The organism is Flagellimonas meridianipacifica (assembly GCF_003001695.1).
Taxonomy (GTDB): domain Bacteria; phylum Bacteroidota; class Bacteroidia; order Flavobacteriales; family Flavobacteriaceae; genus Flagellimonas; species Flagellimonas meridianipacifica.
The window spans coordinates 2,049,159-2,069,853 of the sequence record NZ_PVYX01000001.1; the positions used below are offsets into that span (position 1 = coordinate 2,049,159).

The 20,695-nt window shown below is 39.0% G+C and carries 21 protein-coding genes; 9 read left to right on the forward strand and 12 right to left on the reverse strand.

Translation table 11 applies throughout. The features are described 5' to 3' along the window. The first annotated feature begins 56 nt into the window (after positions 1 to 56). Both CLV81_RS09415 and CLV81_RS20560 read left to right on the forward strand, forming a co-directional pair. On the forward strand, positions 57 to 827 hold the full coding sequence (locus CLV81_RS09415; RefSeq protein ID WP_106144756.1) for a methyltransferase family protein: 771 nt from the start codon (positions 57 to 59) through the stop codon (positions 825 to 827). Between the two features lie 60 nt (positions 828 to 887). Next, complete coding sequence (locus CLV81_RS20560) at positions 888 to 1,028, forward strand: hypothetical protein (RefSeq protein ID WP_158259107.1); 141 nt, start codon at positions 888 to 890, stop codon at positions 1,026 to 1,028. A gap of 89 nt (positions 1,029 to 1,117) precedes the next feature. On the opposite strand, the gene CLV81_RS09420 is transcribed toward CLV81_RS20560, so the two are convergent. Continuing rightward, positions 1,118 to 2,992: an outer membrane protein assembly factor BamB family protein gene (locus tag CLV81_RS09420; RefSeq protein ID WP_106144757.1), complete on the reverse strand. Its 1,875-nt coding sequence runs from the start codon at positions 2,990 to 2,992 to the stop codon at positions 1,118 to 1,120. Between the two features lie 20 nt (positions 2,993 to 3,012). Then, entirely contained in the window at positions 3,013 to 4,047 is a 1,035-nt protein-coding gene (locus CLV81_RS09425) for a hypothetical protein (protein ID WP_106144758.1), read from the reverse strand. Between the two features lie 376 nt (positions 4,048 to 4,423). Here CLV81_RS09425 and CLV81_RS09435 point away from each other — a divergent pair, with 376 nt between their 5' ends. The 4 genes from CLV81_RS09435 (at position 4,424) to CLV81_RS09450 (ending at position 9,983) form a co-directional block, all read left to right on the forward strand. Then, positions 4,424 to 7,420 (forward strand): tetratricopeptide repeat protein, encoded by a 2,997-nt coding sequence (locus CLV81_RS09435; protein ID WP_106144760.1) that lies wholly within the window; start codon positions 4,424 to 4,426, stop codon positions 7,418 to 7,420. Positions 7,421 to 7,609: 189 nt separating this feature from the next. Then, positions 7,610 to 8,131 (forward strand): hypothetical protein, encoded by a 522-nt coding sequence (locus CLV81_RS09440; protein WP_106144761.1) that lies wholly within the window; start codon positions 7,610 to 7,612, stop codon positions 8,129 to 8,131. Between the two features lie 40 nt (positions 8,132 to 8,171). Beyond that, complete coding sequence (locus CLV81_RS09445) at positions 8,172 to 8,744, forward strand: hypothetical protein (RefSeq protein WP_146129869.1); 573 nt, start codon at positions 8,172 to 8,174, stop codon at positions 8,742 to 8,744. Positions 8,745 to 8,861: 117 nt separating this feature from the next. Then, complete coding sequence (locus CLV81_RS09450; RefSeq protein WP_146129870.1) at positions 8,862 to 9,983, forward strand: glycoside hydrolase family 26 protein; 1,122 nt, start codon at positions 8,862 to 8,864, stop codon at positions 9,981 to 9,983. Between the two features lie 6 nt (positions 9,984 to 9,989). Here the strand turns inward: CLV81_RS09450 and CLV81_RS09455 are convergent, their stop codons facing one another. The 10 genes from CLV81_RS09455 to CLV81_RS09495 form a co-directional block, all read right to left on the reverse strand. Continuing rightward, entirely contained in the window at positions 9,990 to 10,892 is a 903-nt protein-coding gene (locus CLV81_RS09455; protein ID WP_106144763.1) for a DUF5777 family beta-barrel protein, read from the reverse strand. Beyond that, entirely contained in the window at positions 10,882 to 11,433 is a 552-nt protein-coding gene (locus CLV81_RS09460) for a YceI family protein (protein ID WP_106144764.1), read from the reverse strand. Before CLV81_RS09460 ends, CLV81_RS09455 begins: the two co-directional genes overlap by 11 nt. Beyond that, positions 11,426 to 11,863: an OB-fold protein gene (locus CLV81_RS09465; protein ID WP_106144765.1), complete on the reverse strand. Its 438-nt coding sequence runs from the start codon at positions 11,861 to 11,863 to the stop codon at positions 11,426 to 11,428. Before CLV81_RS09465 ends, CLV81_RS09460 begins: the two co-directional genes overlap by 8 nt. 127 nt (positions 11,864 to 11,990) lie before the next feature. After that, on the reverse strand, positions 11,991 to 12,164 hold the full coding sequence (locus tag CLV81_RS20565) for a hypothetical protein (protein ID WP_158259108.1): 174 nt from the start codon (positions 12,162 to 12,164) through the stop codon (positions 11,991 to 11,993). Positions 12,165 to 12,205: 41 nt separating this feature from the next. Then, positions 12,206 to 14,260, reverse strand: a complete 2,055-nt coding sequence (locus CLV81_RS09470; RefSeq protein WP_146129871.1) for a lamin tail domain-containing protein — start codon at positions 14,258 to 14,260, stop codon at positions 12,206 to 12,208. Between the two features lie 149 nt (positions 14,261 to 14,409). Continuing rightward, a complete protein-coding gene (locus CLV81_RS09475; protein WP_106144767.1) occupies positions 14,410 to 14,706 on the reverse strand; it encodes a hypothetical protein in 297 nt (98 codons plus the stop codon). Between the two features lie 12 nt (positions 14,707 to 14,718). Beyond that, a complete protein-coding gene (locus tag CLV81_RS09480; RefSeq protein ID WP_106144768.1) occupies positions 14,719 to 15,564 on the reverse strand; it encodes a DUF5777 family beta-barrel protein in 846 nt (281 codons plus the stop codon). Positions 15,565 to 15,575: 11 nt separating this feature from the next. Beyond that, positions 15,576 to 15,986: an OB-fold protein gene (locus CLV81_RS09485; RefSeq protein WP_106144769.1), complete on the reverse strand. Its 411-nt coding sequence runs from the start codon at positions 15,984 to 15,986 to the stop codon at positions 15,576 to 15,578. Next, on the reverse strand, positions 15,983 to 16,546 hold the full coding sequence (locus CLV81_RS09490) for a YceI family protein (RefSeq protein ID WP_106144770.1): 564 nt from the start codon (positions 16,544 to 16,546) through the stop codon (positions 15,983 to 15,985). Before CLV81_RS09490 ends, CLV81_RS09485 begins: the two co-directional genes overlap by 4 nt. 25 nt (positions 16,547 to 16,571) lie before the next feature. Next, a complete protein-coding gene (locus CLV81_RS09495; RefSeq protein WP_146129872.1) occupies positions 16,572 to 16,958 on the reverse strand; it encodes a hypothetical protein in 387 nt (128 codons plus the stop codon). Positions 16,959 to 17,159: 201 nt separating this feature from the next. Between CLV81_RS09495 and CLV81_RS09500 the strand changes: the two genes are divergently transcribed. From CLV81_RS09500 to CLV81_RS09510, 3 genes are all read left to right on the forward strand, one after another. Beyond that, entirely contained in the window at positions 17,160 to 18,275 is a 1,116-nt protein-coding gene (locus tag CLV81_RS09500; RefSeq protein WP_106144772.1) for a LytR/AlgR family response regulator transcription factor, read from the forward strand. A gap of 160 nt (positions 18,276 to 18,435) precedes the next feature. Next, positions 18,436 to 20,052: a glutamate synthase-related protein gene (locus CLV81_RS09505; protein ID WP_106144773.1), complete on the forward strand. Its 1,617-nt coding sequence runs from the start codon at positions 18,436 to 18,438 to the stop codon at positions 20,050 to 20,052. Between the two features lie 98 nt (positions 20,053 to 20,150). Next, positions 20,151 to 20,693 (forward strand): outer membrane beta-barrel protein, encoded by a 543-nt coding sequence (locus CLV81_RS09510; protein ID WP_106144774.1) that lies wholly within the window; start codon positions 20,151 to 20,153, stop codon positions 20,691 to 20,693. Positions 20,694 to 20,695: the final 2 nt, after the last annotated feature.

The following is a 20,695-nucleotide window of genomic DNA, read 5'->3' on the forward strand; positions in this document are numbered from 1 at the left end:
TCTTTTGTAGAGCCTTACCGTGACTAGGTTTGCTCCGAATTAAAAATCTAATAGTCATGAAAAAAGTAAGCATGTTTTTGTATTCCGTAATCGCCTATGCGATTGCCTTCGCATCCATTTTATTTTGGATTGCATCGGTGGGTAACCTAATTCCTGGTCTGGGAATTGATAGGGAGCCACAAATGTCACCCCTAATCGCCATTCTCTACAACTTGATGTTGATATCTCTTTTTGGAGTCCAGCACAGTGTTATGGCCAGAAAATGGTTTAAGGAGCTATTCGCTAAATATTTCCCTAGACCTATTGAACGCAGCACCTTTGTATTGTTCTCCGGATTGTTACTATTCAATTTAGTGTACAACTGGCAGCCCTTGGGAGGAACCATATGGGAAATAGGTCCAGACAGTATGTGGTACTATGTTCTGTACGTACTGTTCTTTATGGGGTGGGCGATTTTGTTCATCAGCTCTTTTTTAATCAACCATTTTGATTTGTTTGGATTACGCCAGACATTTTTAGAGTTACAGAACAAGCCCTATACGCAATTGAATTTCAAAATTATTTCGTTCTATAAGTATGTTCGTCACCCATTGTATTTTGGAATGTTGTTGGGCATGTGGGCCACACCGTTAATGTCTATAACCCATTTGACCTTTGCCATAGCCATTACCGTTTATGTGGTTATTGGTACCAGCTATGAAGAAAAGGATTTGGTCAATGAATTTGGCGATACATATAGAGCTTACCAGGCCAAAAAACCAATGCTCATTCCGTTCACAAAACGGGCAAGAAAAGGGGTAAAGTCTTCAATACCAAATAACATATAATCAAAATAATCATCAATCATAAAAATGAATCGACAAAATAACCCAATCAACAAATGCAAAATGAAAACAAAATCAAATTATAAAATGCCTATGTTCTTTGGATTTTATTCTGGTACGGGAATAAAGTCAAGCCAAGGCGCGAACTACCTAAAGGTAGATGAGCGGGCATGTTCCAAACTCGATGCTATCTTTTGGGACTAGATAAGTTCAATTTCAATAAAGAACAGCACATTTCCAATTGAAGGTTAAGGTCGGACAGATTGAATCTGTCCGATTTTATCATTTTTGAATCAATCAATTGAAAAAGGCTGTGCTACCAAAAAGGTTTCCACGGTTTTGAATTTTACAAGGGGTACTCTTCTGGATTTACTTAGATTATATTTTTCCGGGTTCATACCAACGCCATGATGATAGATTACTCCGCGTTTGTAATCAATTAGGTTCCATAATCCATATTCCAGAAATTGAGGTGACAGAAGGAAATCTTTCTTTTTTCCCGAGTATAAATCGACAACACTCACACTAACATATTGGTCATCAGTTTTGTAGTATTTCAGATTGGGTCGAAAAACATAATTTTCTGATAAAGCCGAAGTATACACATCCAAAATACTTTTTCTATAATACTCTTGCTTCCGTATTTCAGCTTGAGTGGCATTGGCTTGCATAAGCTGTTCCAGGGCACTTCCAAGCTCTAAGATTGCAAAACTTAAACTTAAACCAGCCTGCATTCTTGCCATACTGGAATACATTCTAGAACGATATCTTGCCATATTAGCCTTATATTCAATGCCTGGTCGTCTTTGTGAACGGTATTTAAGAAAATCTGAATAGTTCTTATCGGACATTTTCTGATAATAAGCACGTTGGTTGGAGGCCATCTGGGCCGCGCCACTGTTCTCGTAGTTCTGCATTCTTTCCAAATCTTTTTCCAGCTTAGGCAAGGAACTATCCAATCCGTTGTAGTGTAAATTGATATCTATTGGAGAAAAGCCATGCTTATATATCAGTTTTCCGGTGTTTTTATCATATCCGGCAAGAATCAATTCACCGATAAAAGCTACCCGGTCTTTATTGATTCTTAAGGAAACGGGGAAACTACGGCCCGTTCGGGTAATGGATTTATTAAATATCGGTTGTCCTGTTTCCGCGTTGACAGCAAATAAAGTTGCTGAACTAGCAAAATAGAGTAAATCGTCATTTTCTATCAGATTGCTCGTAAGGGCTTCTTTTTGTTTTTGGCTCCATTTAATCTTTCCATCCTTTTTTGATACGGAGATTAAATGAAAATTTGAGGTTTTGTCTTCTCCTCGAACATAAAGGTGATTAGTTTGCGAGGTAAGGTTGGTTGGGGTCATAGTTTTAGGCAACTCCATTTCCCAGAGCAATTCACCACTTGTTTTGGAAAAACATGATAGATGGTTTTCTGAATTGACCAAAAAAAGATGTGTTTCGTCTAAACTCGGAATAAGGGGTGATACTTCTCCTATTTTTTTTGCACCAAAATCCGTTTCCACTTTGCCAGTATCTATATCAACCACTGTGATAGTATCGGAAAAAACAAAAGCTTTTCCCCCATCCAGCAATACAAAGGGTTGCTTGTTCCATGAAGTCGTTATTTCAGTTTCCCATAGCGATTCACCATTTTTCAAGGAAACAGCTGCAAGGACAACTACATCCTTTTGGGCGCTGTAATTGATAAAGATTTCAGTATTGGTCTCCAACACAAATCCATAGTTGTTAGGGTAGTCTCTTTGCCAAAGTAGTTTTCCTGTGTCCAAATCCAAGCAAACAAAAGAGGTCTTTTTCTTTTCCTCTCTTTTGAGCACAATAGAGGAGTTTGAAACCCAAAAAGTACTGTAACTCCCTTTTTCACAAGTATATTGCCAATTGATTTTTCCTGTATTGGAGTCAATCATCATATAAGATGAAGAACGTAGTTGTGGCGTATTTTCTATCAGACCAAGCAAAAGTTTGTTTTCATCAACAAGTTGCATGTTCTCTAAAAGCTGATGGCCCAAAGGTAGTTGAAAGAGAACCTTGGATTGTACTGTCGCTCGCTTCAAAATGTTCTCATCCGTAGTGGACATCCACATTTCTCTTTGAGAAAAAAGGAGTTGTGAGAGCAAAAAGAGGAAAACTATTAAACTTATTCTTGATTTCATCCTAGAAAAGATTGTTGTATCTAGTTAGCTGAATTCGCGATAGCCAATAAATCTTCTTCAATCTTTGTGCTGTTTAGATTTCCGGTACTTACAAAGTAGACCAAAAAGTGTTTTTTCACTTTGTGTACCATCGTCATTGCTTTCATTTTAACCTCTTTTCCTTCATTAATAACGATACCGTCATATTCGTAGAGGTATCCCTTTTTCTTTTTGCCCAAGACTATCTCCTTGCTTTGTACCAATTCGGATTCTGACAGAGCGTTTTTCCCAACATCAAAAGCGACCTGATTGGCTCTTTTTATGTTCCAAATAATACCTTTTAGGCCCATGACAAAGCCACCAGCCGCTAAATCTTCATTATTGAATTTTCCAATGATATTTTCGGCATCGCTTCTGCTTTTTTTCTGATTCATCCATCCAGGGGGAAGTGTAAAAGAAATGCCATCATATACCACACTGGTAGGTTCCAAGGAAGTTTCATCCAAAGAATCTTTTAAAATTTCTTGTACTGATAGTTCAAGGGTTTCTTCATGGGTAATACCGCTAGCATCCTGGGATGGCATTCGTATACTATGTAAAGTGTTTTCAATAAAACCCATGGATTTTTTGTAGCTGGAGTCATTGAGAACCGAGATAAGGGACAAGGTATTTTCCTCAAGGGCTATGGCATAGGCAATCCCTATCAGTTTTACTACTATTCCTTCTGTCGAGTAATCTCCTTGATAGGTTGTTTTGATAACCTTATTGCCATTGATCAGCATTTGTTTTGTCTTTTCCAAAGGAACCAGATTTCTAAGGCCTGAACCACTAAGGTTTTCAACTGAGGTTTTGTATGCGGAATCAATATCGTTTGTGTTTTCGGTTTTTTGGGCAATTATTGAATACCCTGCGTTCTTGAATTGATAAACTAAGGCATTTTGTTGTTCCATACCTTTAAGACCATCGTATAAATCCATTATAAATTGACCTTGTGGATCTTCATACAATTCTTGGGCATTTGTACAAAAACCAATGCAGAGATAACTTATCAATATTAGTGCTTTCAACTGTTTCATGATGATTGAATTAGTGTTTCAGCTAATGTATTTTAAGTGGTTCCTTTTGATTGTCAACCTTGTTACACATTTTGACAATTTGGTTACTTCGGGTATGCATGATATTCCAATGAAAAGGATGGAAGCGGGTAACAGTTATCAGCATATTTGTCCATAAACACAAAAGCTTGGAATATCAGAGGTTTTGTTCTTTTGGTTTTACATCGATTTAATTCAGAAATAAGGGTATAAAGCCGTAACTTAAAAGGGTTGAACCCAAGATTTGATGCTTGGTCAAAATTGATTTGCGCTATCACCTGTCTCATGGAATTTTATTCTTTTCCATGATATGCTGAAAAAGCAGATAGCGATGTTATTAATTAGCAAATAACCAGCTATGACCCGATATCTGTGTTTTGTATTGGTTCTTTTGTGCTTTGGGGCACACGCACAGGAAGCTAAGAGAGACAGCTTGGTAAAACTTCTTGCACGGGATTTAACGGATACTACTAGGGTAAATGCCCTTATTGAAATGGCAAAAATTGAGGTGGATGCCAAGAATAAGAGCTCAGCCGATTCACTGTTCCAATCAGCCCTAACCATAGCTCGCCAAATGAATAGGATTGATGACAAGGCAAAAGCTTTTGAGAGTGTTGGGCATTATCAACTAAAAACAAGAGCTTATGATTCTGCAGTAATCTATTACAAAAAAGCACTGGAAATTGATAAGGAGCAAAACAACATATTGGCTCTGGCCCGTAATCATGATAATGCAGGTACCGCATATTTTTATAAAGGGGACTACAACCAAACCCTATATCATTTTTTGGAACGACTTTCCTATTGTGAACAGTTAGGTGATTCAACCTGCGTTTCTGCTGCGAGTAACAATTCCGGTCTGGTGTTGATAAATCTAGGTCGCTATGAAGATGCTATTTCGTATACACTTAGAAGCTTGAAAATTGATGAGGACTTAGGGTATAAACAAGGTATTCTTTCCTCCCAAATGAGCTTGGGAAACATCAATTATTACCTCAAAAATTACGATAAGGCCATTGAGTACTATCTTGACATTGTGGCAACTTGCGAGACCATGGAAAATCAGGAACTTAGAATTTCCCACGCCTACAACAATATTGCATCCATTCATTTTCAACAGAAGGAATTCAAGAAAGCAGCGGAGTTCTATAAAAAGAGTTTAGTACTCGAAGAAGAATTTGGCAACGAAGGTGGTATTGCATTAAAGTATAATAACCTCGGTTCGGTCCACAAGGAATTGAATGAATATAGCACTGCAGAATCTTATTACCGTAAGGCCCTGTCGATGCGTGAGGAATTGGGTGACCTATATGGAATGAGTTCCACTGAAAACAATTTAGGACAACTTTATCTGGCAAAAGGTGTTCCAGCCATAGCACTCGGGTTTTACCAATCGGCTTTAGGCCATGCCGAGCAAGCAGGATCTTTGGAAGCTTCAAAAATTGCTTACGAGGGAATTGCCAAATCATATAAGAATCAAGGGCGATACCGATTATCGCTGGAATCCTATGAGCACTTCTTAAGGTTAAACGATAGTTTATTGAATGCAGAAAAAACCAAGAAAATAACAGAATTGGAGGCGCGCTACGATAGTGAAAAGAAGGAAAGCGAAATTGCTCTACTGAAAAAAAATGAGGAACTGCAACAAGCCCAACTTGTGCAGCAAGAAGCGAGCCTACGAGCCAATAAACTCCTACGAAACATTTTGTTTGTTGGTGTTGCGGTGTTGTTGATAGTGGTTTTTTTAATTGTGTATGGTTACAAACAAAGGCTTGCAGCAAAAGAGCTCGTCGAAAAGAATCAACGTGAAACCGAGGCTATTCGTTCACGTTTCTTCGCTGGTATTTCCCACGAATTTAGAACTCCCCTTACCTTGATTTCAGCTCCGGTCGTGCAACTTCAAAAAAAGTATCAAAACGAAAAGGAAACCTATGGGATGCTGGGACTCATCCATCGGAACGCTGATCGGCTTCTAAAGTTAATCAATCAGATATTGGACCTTTCTAAATTAGAGGAGGGTAAACTACGTCTACATGTGGCAAAAGACAGTATAATTTCCTGGTTACGAGTAATCTCGGCCTCTTTTACCTCATTAGCAGATAGTAAGAATATCACGTTCACCCAAAGTTTTCCCGAAACGGATATCATCTCCTTTTTTGATAAAGAGAAGATAGAGCAGATTCTTTCAAATTTGCTGTCCAATGCCTTAAAGTTTACCCCAAATGGAGGGAAGGTTGCATTACTGGTAGAGCAAAATGGTCAAGACCTCAATATTGAAGTTAGAAATACAGGACCACAAATTTCAGAGGAAGACAAAACCAAAATTTTTGAACGTTTCTATCAATCGGATATACACGATAATTCCCAGGGGACGGGAATTGGACTTGCTCTGGTGAAGGAACTTACTGAACTGCATCATGGCTCGGTTGCGGTACAATCCAACAAAAAGTATACTACATTTAGCCTGTTGCTGCCATTAAATGATGATTCCTATGCTACAGAAATTAAGGTTGAACCAAAAGACGTAAGCCCTAAAAACGGTACACCGGAAGTGGGTTTATCCGAAGAATCATCACTAGACCCTGCAAACCAAACCGACTTACCCATAGTACTTTTGGCAGAGGATCATCGTGACCTTCGAAGCTATGTTAGTGGGCAATTGAGTGACATGTATTCTATAAAAGAAGCTCAAAATGGGCGTATGGCTTGGGAAGTAGCAGAAAAAGAATTGCCTGACCTCATTATCACAGATTTGATGATGCCAGAAATGGATGGAGAGGCCTTCTTAGAAAAAATACGGGGTGATTCAAAGACCCAGCATATCCCCATTATTATGCTAACCGCTAGAAAAGAGCAGGAAAGTAAATTGAAGACCATTGGAAAAGGGGCAGACCATTTTCTCACAAAGCCTTTTGAAATTGAAGAACTCAGAGTAAGAATTAAAAGTCTCTTGGAACAAAGAAAACGCATACAGGATTATCATAAATCTCAATTCTTGACGAATCCAAAGGCAGAGGCCATTACCTCTAGTGATGATCGTTTTTTGCAAAAGGTAGGGCATATCCTTGCCAAAAATCTGGACAATAGTTCATTTTCTGTAGATGAATTTGCTGATAAAATGAGCATGAGCCGCGTACAACTATATCGTAAAATGAAAGCTACTATTGGGTATAGTGTATCTGATTTTATTAGGCAATATCGATTGAAAAAAGCCTACGAATATCTGAAAAGTGGTAAGGGCACGGTGTCCGAGATAGCATACGACGTAGGATTTAACAATTTGTCATACTTCACCAAAGCCTTCAAAGAGGCGTACAACCTCAAACCCTCTGAAATGCTTCAAAAAACAAGTTGAAAGAAGAGTACTGACTCAATTCCTTTTGAAACCAATGATTCTTTTTTGTTGTAGAGGAACATGCTGTATCAAAACTTGAATAGTGATTCATTTTGTATCCATGTAACCACTGTATTAAAGATGGTAACCTCCTTGCTACCTGAACCAATAGTACATTTCTAGTTTTGATTATATCAAAAACTAGGTATTATGGACACATATTTTACAGTATTCAAAAGCATTTGGAGTAAAGATGGATTGAACCGTCTTTTAATCGTTACGATTACGTCGTTATTTGTTTTGGGATGTAGCAATGACGACAATGGGGACGAGTTTGATTATTCTTTGGAAGGTGACAACCTATCCATAGCTGACATCACTGGAAATTGGACTGCAACGTTTGCTGAATTTGAATTGCTTTCCGACTCAAATAGCACTATAGAACTTGTTTCGCAAGGGGGTAATGTAACATTGAATATTCAAAGTAATGGAAGATTTACCTCCACAATTGGTTTTCCTGGAGAAGCTGCCGAACAGTTTTCTGGACAATTGGGATTCTTTGAGTCTCTTCTGGTCCTTTTGGATGATGAAGATGAACCCGGAGATGAGGCTTTTTTAAATATCAACTTGACATCTGATGATGTGCTGGAAGTAGATGGTATCCTAGAGTTGGATTTTGATTCTGACGGTAGCTTTGAAGATACCTTCGTCGATTTAAGGATGGTAAGATAGACCATCATCCTACAAGTAAAAACTCAACTAAACCTTAAAAATGAAAAATACAAGCACAACACTAGGACTATTATTAAGTGTATTTGCCATTATATGCTTGAAGGCCCAAGACAAAAAGACAAACGAATATGGCTTCTCAGTAGGACTACTTACAGGAGGGGATGTCTACGTTGCTGAGTTAGACCAAAACTTCGATTTAGAAAGTGGTGTTTCTATACTAGGTTTCTACGATTTTTTTATTACTGATGGGTTTGCGGTAGGTTTAAACGGAAGCATAGCATTGCCTTATTTGGCACTAATTGATGAAAATGTGACGTTTTATGAGTTGGCCCTCGCATTGAAACCTAGATTTTCACTAAGTGACAAAGTATCCTACAAACCGGGATTCAATTTGGGCTATAGGCTAATTACTTCAGATGAATTAAGTGAGGACGGAGGGACAATTGAAGGTCTTGGCCTAAACCTTACCAACGAACTTCAATTTCATATCTCTAATAGTTTTACACCTTTTTTGGATGTCGGCTTCATTACTCAAGCGGCTGGTGGTAATGATGAGTTCAACACAACCTTTTCTCCCTTGATCGTTATTCGTGGCGGTTTGGTATTCAATTAAAGACTTTGAGTTAGCGTTTTAAGTTTAGTTTAGGTAGCATTCCAGGAAGAGCAATACTTCCTGGGATTTTCTTTTTGTTTCACACAATTCATAACTTGGAGAACATATATTCTCGAGATGAAAAAAACATTTCTTTTATTGTTTTTGGTTTCTTTCACATGTTTCTGTCAGGATTATGAAGTCAAAGATTTTAGCTCAGCAAAAGAGGTAAGGGCATTCGCAAAATTTGAACCCAAAGAAGGAGTTTTGTTGTTTGTTGGCCAGGAATTGGAGGCGGTTGGCGGGTTGGAAGAATATAGTGATGGGTACTTGAATCATTTTCCAAAACCGGCAGGATGGACCACATATACGAATATGAGTCCTGGAGAGTATTCATTTGGTCTTCGATTTGAAGGATTGGATGGACTATGGGAGAATGCAGATTGGGGGGACAATGTTTACAATGCCCATATACAACATTTGGATTCAGATTACACCAATATGATTATGGCAATTGGGTTGAGTTTTATTAATCATGAAGAAAAGGTTGCGGATGGGACCCATGACAAGTATATTGATAGGTTAGGTAATTTTTTGCTATCCATAAATAATCGTCCTGTTTTTTTACGAATTGCCTACGAATTCGACGGTGACCCTTGGAACCATTATGATAGGGAAACTACCGTTAAGGCCTATCAACGAATCGTGGATAAGCTTCGCGCTAGAGGAGTAAACAATGTGGCCTATGTATGGCAATCCACAGGCTATATTTCAAATCAAGAACAGTTGGAAGGATGGTATCCAGGCGACGATTATGTAGATTGGTGTGGTGTATCCTTTTTTAATCGCTGGAAAGAGATTGAAATGTTTGAGTTTGCCCGAAGAAAGGGGAAGCCGGTGTTTATTGCTGAAGCCACCCCGACTATTTCCGATTACGGCGGAAAGCTCTACGGAATTACCAAAGAAACTCAGCTAAGCAATCCCAAACAGGCAGAAGAGGCATGGCAAAAGTGGTTTTTACCTTTTTTTAGGACCATTGAAGAAAATGCGGACGTAGTCAAGGCTGTACATTATATAAATTGTCACTGGGACTCCCACCCTATGTGGAAGGAAAATCCAACGTTTAAGGGAATAGACGCTCGCTTGCACCTAAGTGATAGTGTTAGCAAAAGATGGTTAGAACGAATTTCAAAATCACCCTTTATTCTTTCTTCGGAAAACTTATATCAACTGATAGGAACAACTGCCAACAAAGAATAGTCCGTTTTATTTCACCCTTTTTACCTTATTCTGCTTCAGGTGTAAAAGAATAGTGGCACTGAACCCAAAGAAAAAATTACCATCACGAGTATTAAAGTTATTACGTGTTTGCGTGATGAAGACATCATCGGCAATGTTATGGGAATTTGTCATGTAGAACTGGAGCATAAGGTCTGTCAGCTCCCAATTGACTCCCAAAGAAAAGGCATCAAACGTAGTTGAAGATTCAATGGGATTGGCTAAGTAATAGTATTCTGACGTAACGGAAACATGTCCTCCAATCCGATATCTACCCCCAAAACCCAATGCGAAATGGTTGGTTGGATCTTCTGGATCTATTGTAGAGTTTCTGTGAATAAAAGTAGGGGATAGCTGAAGCGAAAAATTCCTTGTGAATTTTCTTGCCAATAATAGCTGGGTTCCAAAAGACAGTTTTTCGGAAAAAGAACCCGTTTGATTAATAGACCTGCCGGGATTGGTCTTTAAACTGGCATTCTGAAAAAGTGTAATGGAAATAGGTGAGCCTTTTCCTGTTTTTTGATAGACCAATCTATATTTTCCGTAAGCATCAAAAATACCATCAAAAGTGGTAACCCCGACTCCTAGTGTAAATCTATCTGTAAATGCATAGGAGGTGCCAAACCTTGAAGTCACCCTATCTGCAACAAAGGCCTGTGTTTCCTGTGGAATGTTCCAAAATCGCGTATTCGCGGAAATTTCCAGTCCTCCTTGTTTTCGTGTCTCCACAGATTGTCCAAGACCAATGCGTGTAGCTTTAAAGGTAGCTTGTATTGGGTAACTGGTTTCTTCTTGTTCTTTTTCCAAAGATTCCAACAGACTTTGGGAATACCCCATATTGGATATTGCCAAAGTACATAAAACCACTAAAGGATATATCTTAATTTTCATAGGGCAGATATTCTTCAAATCTAAAATTAACTTCTATGGTCTTTGAAATATTTCCTGCAACTATGGGAGGAATTTTGATTTTGAAATCGGCTACCGTTAAATTGAAGGTCCCGGAAAAACTGATTTTATCTTGGTCGTTTTCAATTTTTGTCTTTATCTCTAATTCTTTAGAAACCCCATGGATGGTAATGTTGCCCTTAATAAGTTTGGTTTGCTCTTGAGGTAATGGTCGTTCCAAATCGAGGATTTTACCTTCAAAGGAACATTTCGGGTAGATGTCGGACTCAATATAGCTTTCATTGAAGTGTTCCTGCATGAGTGCCTTTTTGAATACAAAAGCTCGCATAAGCATGCTAATGGCCACTTCTTTAGAAGTAAAATCCACGATACTCAGTACCTGATTGTTGGTAGCTTCAATATCTTCCACGGAGGTGTGTGAAAAAAAACTCACCTGTCCCTGTTTGGTAATAATTCGTTCCCCAGCTTGCCCAAGACAGAGTTGGGATAGGGATAAGGCTAGAAGTAAAAGAAATCTATTCATCTGTTTTTTTTACCAGTACGCAATTCAATAAAACAGCATCCATTAAGAATCCCTTGCAAATACCTTTAAGAACAACTGAATCACCTTTGGACAATGTTTGTACTTGTGCGACCTGATCTTCTTTCATATCGCACATTATGCACATATATTCTCCACTGCCCTGCAATAATACAGTATATCTATTGTTCAAAAAAGTAACTTCCTTTACAATACCTTCTACTTCAAGGGTTTTTTCTACATAAGTGGCATTTGCCAGTTCTTCATTGGATAGAAAGGAAGCCACTAAATCTTTGGATGTAACATGAAGTTCGGCCTCTGTGGAAACACCGTTTTCATTGGGCTTTTTTTGTATGGTATCATTTACATAGCGCAATAAAAACAAACCCAATAGTAGGATTATGAATAATATGAGGCTTTTTCTTAAGGTCATGCTATTTCATCAATAGTTTGTGAAATGCGTTATTAGGATGTTAGTTGTACAAAAATAACCCACAGAAGCGACATCTGTATGATATCATCTCCTGTGGGCAGTAAACAACTAAACTGGAAAACTAATATTAAACATAGCAATTCATTTCCCTTTCGTAGTTGACCAAGCCCTCGCGGGGTGTTGACTCATCAATATTCTCATAATCGTCATCATAGTCGTCATCACATGAGAATACAGAAGTCAGTAATACCAGGGCCATGGTCTTTAACAGAATAGTTGCTGTGAACTTTACTTTTTTCATGATGTTGTTGTTTTAAGGTTAGATATTATTTGTGAATTGCTTTACTGAAGAATGGCACTATTGGATAAACCCAGTGTCGGAGTAGTATCTTCATCCCAATCATTGGAAGTGAATCCTTCACCGTCATAAGCGATGCTTGAACCAGCTGCCACGTTAGGTACAAATCCACCGGCATTCCAAATACCAGCTTCTACTGCAACAGATTCACGTGCATTTCCAGCGGCGCCCCATTGTACAAAGCTTCGGATGTTGGCAGCATCTCCAAAACTGTCATTATTGGCATAGAGACCTAAACCTCCTGCATTGTCAGGAGCAGAAAGAGACACTGGAGAGATGACCAAAAACTCACCCGGATTCAAGCTTACGTTACCACTTACAATATCTGTAGCAGCCGCATCACCGATTCTGAAGTATTGACCAGGGCCAAGGCACATCCAATAGTTGGAAAGATCCACAGCTACATTGCCATTGTTATATAGTTCAATCTCATCGTCTATTAGGTATTCCACCTCATTTATAATTACTGATCTTTTTTCTAATGGTTCTCTGAATACATTAGCATCTCCAAAAGTTTGGGTAGAGGTGCCTTCCCAATCATTAGAGGTAAAGCCTTCACCATCATATGCTATACTTGAACCAAAGGGAACATTGGGCACAAATCCACCAGCATTCCAAATACCTGCTTCTACTGCAACAGATTCACGTGCATTTCCAGCAGCACCCCATTGTACAAAGCTTCGGATGTTGGCAGCATCTCCAAAACCGTCATTATTGGCATATAGACCAAGTCCACCTGCGTCATTTGATGCTTCAAGTGATACCGGAGAGATAACCAAAAATTCACCTGGCGCCAAGTTTACGTTACCACTTACGATTTCAGTTGCTGCTGCATCTCCAACTCTAAAGTATTGACCAGGACCAAGGCACATCCAGTAGTTGGAAAGGTCTACGGTTTCTGTTCCATTATTATAAAGCTCAATAAGGTCATCAACTAAGTATTCCACTTCATTGATTACAATAGATCTTACTGTAGGAGCAGTAAAGATATTGGCAGCACCAAAGGTAGTCTCAGTGGTTTCTGACCAATCCGAAGCGCTAAAACCTTCACCATCATAAGCAATACTGTTATCTGCACTGCCTACAACTTCTACATACTCACCTTCTGTCCAGATATTCGCGGCTACGGCAACATTTTCTCTTGGGCTTCCAGGAGCACCCCATTGAACGAAAGAACGGATGTTTACAGGATCACCAAAACCAGCATTGTTCGCGTATAGACCTATTCCACCTTCTGCGTTTGGCATTTCATATGCAACAGTTAAAAACGAACCTGGTGTCATGTTCACGTCGCCTTCAGTTTGGAGGTCCCCAATTCTTCTGTAGGTCCCTGGGCCAAGACATAGGAAATAATCGCTTACATCTACATCAATAGCTCCATTGTTGTATAGTTCGATGGAGTCGCCCAAATAAGCAACTTCGTTCAATATTATCGAAGCACTTTGAACTGGAGCATTGAACTCGTTTTCAGCTCCCAATGAAGGTGTTGTAGTTTCGGACCAATCCGAAGCACTGATTCCTTCACCATCATAAACGATACTGTTATCTTCATCTTCTACAACCGGTATAAATTCGCCTTCTGTCCAGATATTGGCCTCAACGGCAACATTTTCCCTCGGACTTCCAGCAGCTCCCCATTGTACGAAAGAACGAATATTGGCGGCGTCTCCGAAACCATCATTGTTGGCATATAGACCTATTCCACCTTCTTCATTGGGCATGTCATAACCAATTACCAAGTATTCTCCAGGTGCTAGGTCAACATTTCCTTCGGTTTCCAAATCACCAATTCTTCTGTAGGTGCCTGGGCCAAGACATAGGAAATAATCGCTCAAATCTACGTTTATGTCTCCATCGTTAAAGAGTTCGACAGAACCTTCCAAATAAGCTACTTCGTTAATTACTACCGAAGCACTTCCAGTTGGATCTGGGGGAGTTGGATTGTCCACCACAGGATCATCAATAATAATTTCGGTGTCATCTTCGGAACAACTCCAAGTCATGGCAAGCAGGGCCATTACAAATACATACTTTTTCATTTTAATTGTTTTTAAGGTTTAATGAATTACGGCTACAAAGCAACCAAGACGGGGGCTTCATAGCATTATAAATGTTGGTGAAAGGGAATATTTGACTTTAAAAGGGAATACTTTAACGGTGACCTTTTAATTAGCTATCCACCTTTCGATTAATTTTTAGTTAGATAATCTTGATTCTGAACCTGAACTTTCTCGCAGTTACAAAACGTGACGTTTAAGTTGTCTGTAACTTTCTCACCTTCTTCAGGGCAACCCAGTTCGGTGAGTACATTAAGGGCTTTTGAAATCTCATTGGCCCGAATGAAATTGAATACAATCAGCGAATCCATGGGATATAGGTTTACATTCGTAATGTCCTTTATGTTCAGTAGGGCGTCTTTTATTTTAATAGAGCATCGATTACAGAATGCTCTTTGTACCGGTATTCTCGCAATATTGGTTTTCATATTTCTTGCCTTTTAGAATACCCTTGAAAGATTGAATCCAAAGAAAATGTCTCCTTCCGACCAATCGCCAGTTGCTTGTCCGAGAAAACCATTGGTATTCATCGGTTGAGCATTTGTAAAATGTAATTGGAACACATGTCCCCCCGTTTCAATATCAAAACCTACTGAAAGCGGATTGTTGAAAGGAGAGTTTGAAGCTCTATTTAAATGCAGTCCATAGTCAATATTAAGCGACACCCTTTTGGAGATTTTATGTCTACCACCAAATCCAATAGCGTATTGGGAATTCTCTTGTTCATCCAATTGGACCAAATTCTCATGAAAAAAAGTAGGGATCAGTTCCAGTGAAAAGTTTTTATTGAACTTTTTTACAATCAGGAGTTGGGCGGTGTATCCCAAACGATTTTTAAATTCAAGACCGGGCAAGTTGGCGTCATCCAAAGCACCATTTATCAGTAGGGTTCCGAACCCTACCAAGGTAAATGGAGAACCTTTCTTTTTTTGACGTATCAATCTAAGTTTTATGGAGCTCTCATAGGTTTTCAGAAAAGAACTGCGGGAAACGCCAATGTTTATCCCATCTGAAACACCATAGATAAAATTGAGTCGTGTAACTGCCTGGTCCAATCCGAAGAAATCTTCAAAACCAGGTTTAATGGAACCAAATCTATGGGAAACCACAAAGTACAGTTCCTTTTTTGATACCATTTTGGTGGACTCAAAGTTTACAATTTTAAGCCCCTTAAATGCGGCACTTTCGTAATCGTTGACCTCTTTGTTGTCTATTTCAGACAGAAGGTCGTGCTGTGTAAACCCTAATAAGGGTATTAGGAAAATGATGATATAAATTATTTTCATTTTGTTTGTTTTTATTGGTTATTGATGAGGATGGCTTGATCTATTTTTACTATTTCAAGCAGGTCGTCAAATCCTACACAGCGACCTTTTATTGTAATGTTAGATCCATTGTCAAATACCCCTTTCACTTGCTGAAGCGTATCAAAGTCAACCTGTACTTTGTTATCAATGAATATGGTGTGTACCTGTTCTATCTCGGTTATGGACCCGTTCACTTCCACTATCTTATCTGCTAGGTTTTCTAGGGAAGTATTTGGATTGGTGAACTTTTCATGAATTTCAATAGCTGACAAGGAGCTTATAGCCCTTTCTTCAGCAATGTTTCTATGAGGTTTGTACATGTAGTTGAGAGCTAAAAATGCGAATACCACAACTATAAGAACCCCGGATAAAATGATGGAAATACGTTTCTTGGCTTTCATTTTTTGATAAGGTTAAAGTTGATCTGTACCAATACTTCTTTGGCTATCTTGTTTCGTACAATTTTGGGAATACTGATATCGAAATCTTCGGGTTTGACTTTAAAACCGCCTTCCATCACAATGGAATCGTCCTTTTTATAAATCAATAAATCCGTACGAATGTCTTTTTCTTTTCCATGCAATTTCATTTTCCCATCCACTGAAACTTGAGAAGGCGTTTCAGAAAGCTTTGAGGCATCAAAATCTATCAGCTTGCCTTTAAAAGTGGCCTTGGGATAGGTGTCGGATTCAATGTAGTTTTCATTGAAATGCTCTTGCATCAATGAGTTTTTGAATCGAAATCCCTTTACCAAAGCCAAGGAGGCAATTTGATTGGTTTCAGAATCGAATATTGCCGTAGCGGATTCAGTTTGCGCCTTTACTTCTTCAAAAAGCTTTTCTGACGCTTCAAATACAATTTTCCCTTTTTTGTCAATGTATTTGCTCTGGGCGTTGGCTGTGTAGCCACCCAAGATTGAAATGGCAAATACTAGAATTAGTGTGTTTTTAAGATTTTTCATTGGTGTTTATTTTTGGATTACGTTTTTACTCTATCAACCCATCCTCAATCCATTGATTGATTAGGTCGATTGATGCTTGAGGGATTCTCCCTGCAGGTGGCATAGCTCCCGGTTGCCCAGTTTGTAGTGAAACTGTGCGAAGTACACCGCCATTTCTGGAACTAACTTGCTGGAAAGTGACCAGAGCGAAAGGAGCACCATTTCTAGGGGGACTTGAGTGGCATCCTAGACAATTGTTGGCAATGATGGGTTGGATGTCTGCAGTAAATGTGACCGCGTCAACAATTTCATCATCATTGACATCGTCAACATTTTCTGGAATTGGGTCCAGTAAATCACTTTCGCTGTCATTTGCACAGCTAAAAATCAGAAGCGATACCAGAGGTAAAAAGAGTTTAATTACGTTTTTCATCTGTTGGAATTTAGAATTGGACTTCGTTTTTTGTTTGCCCAAAACAATTCCATATCAAGGGGTTAAGAGAACAAAATGTTGGTGAGAGGGAAAATTTGGATTTAAAAAGGAATAAAAGGGAAGTTATCTAGCTAAATATATTGTGAGGTTTATGAGAAACTTATCTCTTATCTTAGTCGTTTAAAATTTTCTACCTCAACCATGCGTAAAGACCGACTTTATTTTTTTACGTTTTTGGCCATTACGGCTATTTTCATATTAATTGCTGGAGTGTCTGTTCGCTCTTTTATCAAAGTAAGCGCAAGTCAACTTCTGGAAGCTCAATTGGAGGCCAGTAAGAGAGAGGCGAATGAGGTGGCAAAATTGATAGGTTTTCAATTGGAAAATGGGGTGGATAAAGAGACCATTATAGAAAATGTACAAGAAAGCATCGAAAATACGAATACGGAGAATGGTTTTATCTGTATGTTTGATTGGTCAGGGCGAGAGGTGTGTCACCCAGATATTACTCAGGTAGGACAACAAGTAAACCCGGACCAATCCTCAATTTCTTCAGTTAATGGCGAAATGAGTCCGGAAGATTTGTATGATTTACTTACCAGTAAACGGACCTTTGGAGGTATTCGAAGCTTTGAAGATGGAGATGAACTGCAATCGGAAATCATTTATCTGAATCCAGTGCCAAATTCGGATTGGATTATTGCAGCTCATGCCAATACGGATAAAATAACGGAGCAGATAGATAGTCTCCGGACTAAATTCTATACCATATTTAGTATTATGGGTTTCTCCATTGTACTTTGTTCTGTTATAATGGTGCGATTGATAGGTAGCTCTTATGAGAAAAAATTGGAAGCCAAGAATCAGAAACTGGAAGATGAGGTAGTAAATCTCGTCAAATTGAATAAGGACTTGGATAATTATCAACAAAGGGTAATTGAGAGCGCTCCAGAAGCACAAAACACACAAACAGATAAGGGAAAGAAGCGTATTTTAACCTATGTCCGCAATGAGCTTCGCCCTATTTCCACAGATGATATCGCCTATATTTTCATGGAGAGCACGATTACCTACGTGGTCTGTTTCGATGGAAGCCAATCCACATCCAACTCCAGTTTGGACGACCTTTTTTCCAACCTTGATGAAACCCATTTTTATAGGGCAAATAGGCAGTTTATCGTAGCTATATCGGCTATAAGCAAGATTATAAAATATGGGAATAACCAGCTTAAGATTTTGGTGGACCCCAACTCAGAAGTTGATATCATCATAAGTAAAAATCGTGCTGCTGAGTTTAAACAATGGCTTAACTCCTAGAAAAACAATTTCTTATTTTCAATTTTGGTCTAAAGGTGCTTGCTTTCTGCGCTTTTTTGATTCAGGTGACGACTTTAAGAAAATTTTAGCATAACTTAAGGCGTAATGTTAAAAAATAGAGTTCGACTGAACTCGTAACAACCTGACAACAAACTTTATAATGCAAAGTAACCTTATCGAAATCGCCAAGATTTCAGAGCTAAAGGAAAAACAACCTTTTTACGCCTTAGTCAAAAACACAGATTTAGTAGTCATCAAACACGAAACTGGAATTTCAGTTTTGTATGGACGTTGTCACCATAGGGGGGCATTGCTTGCAGATGGCCATATTGATGGAAAGAATTTGATATGTGGGGTCCATGGATGGGATTATCGCTACGATACGGGTATTAGTGAATATAATAATGAAGAACAACTTCATAAGTTTCAAGAATTCGTTGAAGATGACTCTCTAAAAATTGATGAAAATGAGATAGAGGCTTTCGAACTAGAACACCCTCAGCCGTTTGACCGTGATGCTTATTTGGGAACCTATGCGGACACCCATCCCGAGGATACAGAGCCATACACCGGTTATATCAAGGAATTGGCGAGAAATGGTCTCAAGAATCTGGGGCACCACGGTTTTTCTGCCTCTATGGGAGTGGACAGAAACACATTGCCCAAATGGAGTGACATACAGTTTTTACCAGCTCAATTGGCTACGCGTCCTTTACTGGACCATGAAGAAGTAGCCACCAAAGTGGTTATTGGGCCCAAAGCTAAAAGGCCTTTGGTTTTGGACATTCCACTTTTTGTAAGTGATATGAGTTTTGGGGCGTTATCGCGAGAAGCAAAAATAGCCCTCTCCAAAGGCGCGGAGATGTCGGGAACGGGTATTTGTTCTGGGGAAGGCGGGATGTTACCAGATGAACAAAGGAACAACTCCCGATATTTTTACGAATTGGCTTCAGCTCAGTTTGGTTTTTCATGGGATAAACTGGATAACGTTCAAGCATTTCATTTCAAAGGCGGGCAAGGTGCAAAAACAGGAACTGGAGGCCACCTTCCTGGAAATAAAGTAAGTAAGGAAATCGCTCAGGTAAGAGGGTTGGAAGAAGGTCAAACGGCTATTAGTCCAGCCACATTCCCTGATTTTCATGGAGTAAAGGATTTCAAAGCATTCGCTGATAAAGTCCGGGAACGTACAGGCGGTATACCTATAGGATTTAAGATTGCGGCAAGTCACATAGAAAAGGATATCCAATTTGCTTTGGATGCAGGTGTCGACTATATCATTTTGGATGGTCGAGGAGGAGGAACTGGTTCGGCACCTACTATCCTACGGGATAATATAAATGTACCTACCATACCTGCTTTGGCACGTGCTCGAAAGTATTTGGATAAAATTGGGGTTACCAATGTATCTTTAATTATTACCGGAGGTCTTCGAATAGCCGAAGATTTTGCCAAAGCCATGATGATGGGAGCGGACGCCATTGCGGTATCCAATTCTGCAATTCAAGCCATAGGTTGTCTGGGTATGAGGGCTTGTGGTAGCAACAATTGCCCAGTTGGCATAGCCACTCAAAAAGAACATCTACGAAGCAGGTTGATTATTGATGCTTCGGCCAAACAACTCCACAACTATTTTACGGCGACCAATGATTTAATCAAGGTTATAGCACGTTCTTGTGGGTATGACAATATAACCAAGTTTAACCATAATGATTTATCCACCTTTAACAAGGAAATGCACGAGTTGACAGGAATCAGATACGCAGGGGTTCTCCAATAAATCCAAACAATATTGTTTATCCCCTATGTCATGGTGATGCTCTTCAATCCTAGTTTGAGAATTGAATGCTTGTTAGAAAACTTTTAATATAGAATTAAATGCAAAGATTTGTCTTTTTTATTGTGGTTTTTATTCTGTCAAGTTTTCATTTACAGGCTCAAGTAGAGCCTCCTACAATAATGCCCGGACTTTCAGGGGTCTATTCTTCTGAATTGGAGACTCTAGGCTGGAATGCTCGATTATACTATGCCACAGATCATCACTTTTGCTTCGGTCCGGAAGTATCATTTTTCAAAAGAGATATTGAAGAGGGTGAAATCACTTTTTTTGAAGCGAATGCAAACCTTCATTATATTTTGGATTTGGGTGGGGGTTTGGGGTTCTATCCTCTTTCGGGATTTAATTATTCGGTAGAAACAGAAACGGAAAATATTACCTCATTTCAAGAAGAGAATGTTGAAAGAGCTTTTGGGTTGAATGTTGGAGCGGGATTTCACTATGCCAAAGGAAGACTGCTCTTTTTCACCGAATACAAATATGTGATTAGTGATTTGGACGATCACTTTTTTACCCTCGGGTGTTTGATTAACTTTTCCTTATCCCATAAAAACAAAAATACACAACACCATCAATCGAAATAAAC

Bases quoted from the DNA above. Each gene is read 5' to 3' on its own strand.
- CLV81_RS09425 (WP_106144758.1), bottom strand. From the start codon at position 4,047: ATGAAACAGTTGAAAGCACTAATATTGATAAGTTATCTCTGCATTGGT.
- CLV81_RS20560 (WP_158259107.1), top strand. From the start codon at position 888: ATGAAAACAAAATCAAATTATAAAATGCCTATGTTCTTTGGATTTTAT.
- CLV81_RS20565 (WP_158259108.1), bottom strand. From the start codon at position 12,164: ATGAAAAAAGTAAAGTTCACAGCAACTATTCTGTTAAAGACCATGGCC.
- CLV81_RS09495 (WP_146129872.1), bottom strand. From the start codon at position 16,958: ATGAAAAACGTAATTAAACTCTTTTTACCTCTGGTATCGCTTCTGATT.
- CLV81_RS09505 (WP_106144773.1), top strand. From the start codon at position 18,436: ATGCAAAGTAACCTTATCGAAATCGCCAAGATTTCAGAGCTAAAGGAA.
- CLV81_RS09490 (WP_106144770.1), bottom strand. From the start codon at position 16,546: ATGAAAAATCTTAAAAACACACTAATTCTAGTATTTGCCATTTCAATC.
- CLV81_RS09435 (WP_106144760.1), top strand. From the start codon at position 4,424: ATGACCCGATATCTGTGTTTTGTATTGGTTCTTTTGTGCTTTGGGGCA.
- CLV81_RS09510 (WP_106144774.1), top strand. From the start codon at position 20,151: ATGCAAAGATTTGTCTTTTTTATTGTGGTTTTTATTCTGTCAAGTTTT.
- CLV81_RS09455 (WP_106144763.1), bottom strand. From the start codon at position 10,892: ATGAAAATTAAGATATATCCTTTAGTGGTTTTATGTACTTTGGCAATA.
- CLV81_RS09420 (WP_106144757.1), bottom strand. From the start codon at position 2,992: ATGAAATCAAGAATAAGTTTAATAGTTTTCCTCTTTTTGCTCTCACAA.
- CLV81_RS09485 (WP_106144769.1), bottom strand. From the start codon at position 15,986: ATGAAAGCCAAGAAACGTATTTCCATCATTTTATCCGGGGTTCTTATA.
- CLV81_RS09480 (WP_106144768.1), bottom strand. From the start codon at position 15,564: ATGAAAATAATTTATATCATCATTTTCCTAATACCCTTATTAGGGTTT.
- CLV81_RS09500 (WP_106144772.1), top strand. From the start codon at position 17,160: ATGCGTAAAGACCGACTTTATTTTTTTACGTTTTTGGCCATTACGGCT.
- CLV81_RS09460 (WP_106144764.1), bottom strand. From the start codon at position 11,433: ATGAATAGATTTCTTTTACTTCTAGCCTTATCCCTATCCCAACTCTGT.
- CLV81_RS09445 (WP_146129869.1), top strand. From the start codon at position 8,172: ATGAAAAATACAAGCACAACACTAGGACTATTATTAAGTGTATTTGCC.
- CLV81_RS09450 (WP_146129870.1), top strand. From the start codon at position 8,862: ATGAAAAAAACATTTCTTTTATTGTTTTTGGTTTCTTTCACATGTTTC.
- CLV81_RS09465 (WP_106144765.1), bottom strand. From the start codon at position 11,863: ATGACCTTAAGAAAAAGCCTCATATTATTCATAATCCTACTATTGGGT.
- CLV81_RS09415 (WP_106144756.1), top strand. From the start codon at position 57: ATGAAAAAAGTAAGCATGTTTTTGTATTCCGTAATCGCCTATGCGATT.
- CLV81_RS09475 (WP_106144767.1), bottom strand. From the start codon at position 14,706: ATGAAAACCAATATTGCGAGAATACCGGTACAAAGAGCATTCTGTAAT.
- CLV81_RS09470 (WP_146129871.1), bottom strand. From the start codon at position 14,260: ATGAAAAAGTATGTATTTGTAATGGCCCTGCTTGCCATGACTTGGAGT.
- CLV81_RS09440 (WP_106144761.1), top strand. From the start codon at position 7,610: ATGGACACATATTTTACAGTATTCAAAAGCATTTGGAGTAAAGATGGA.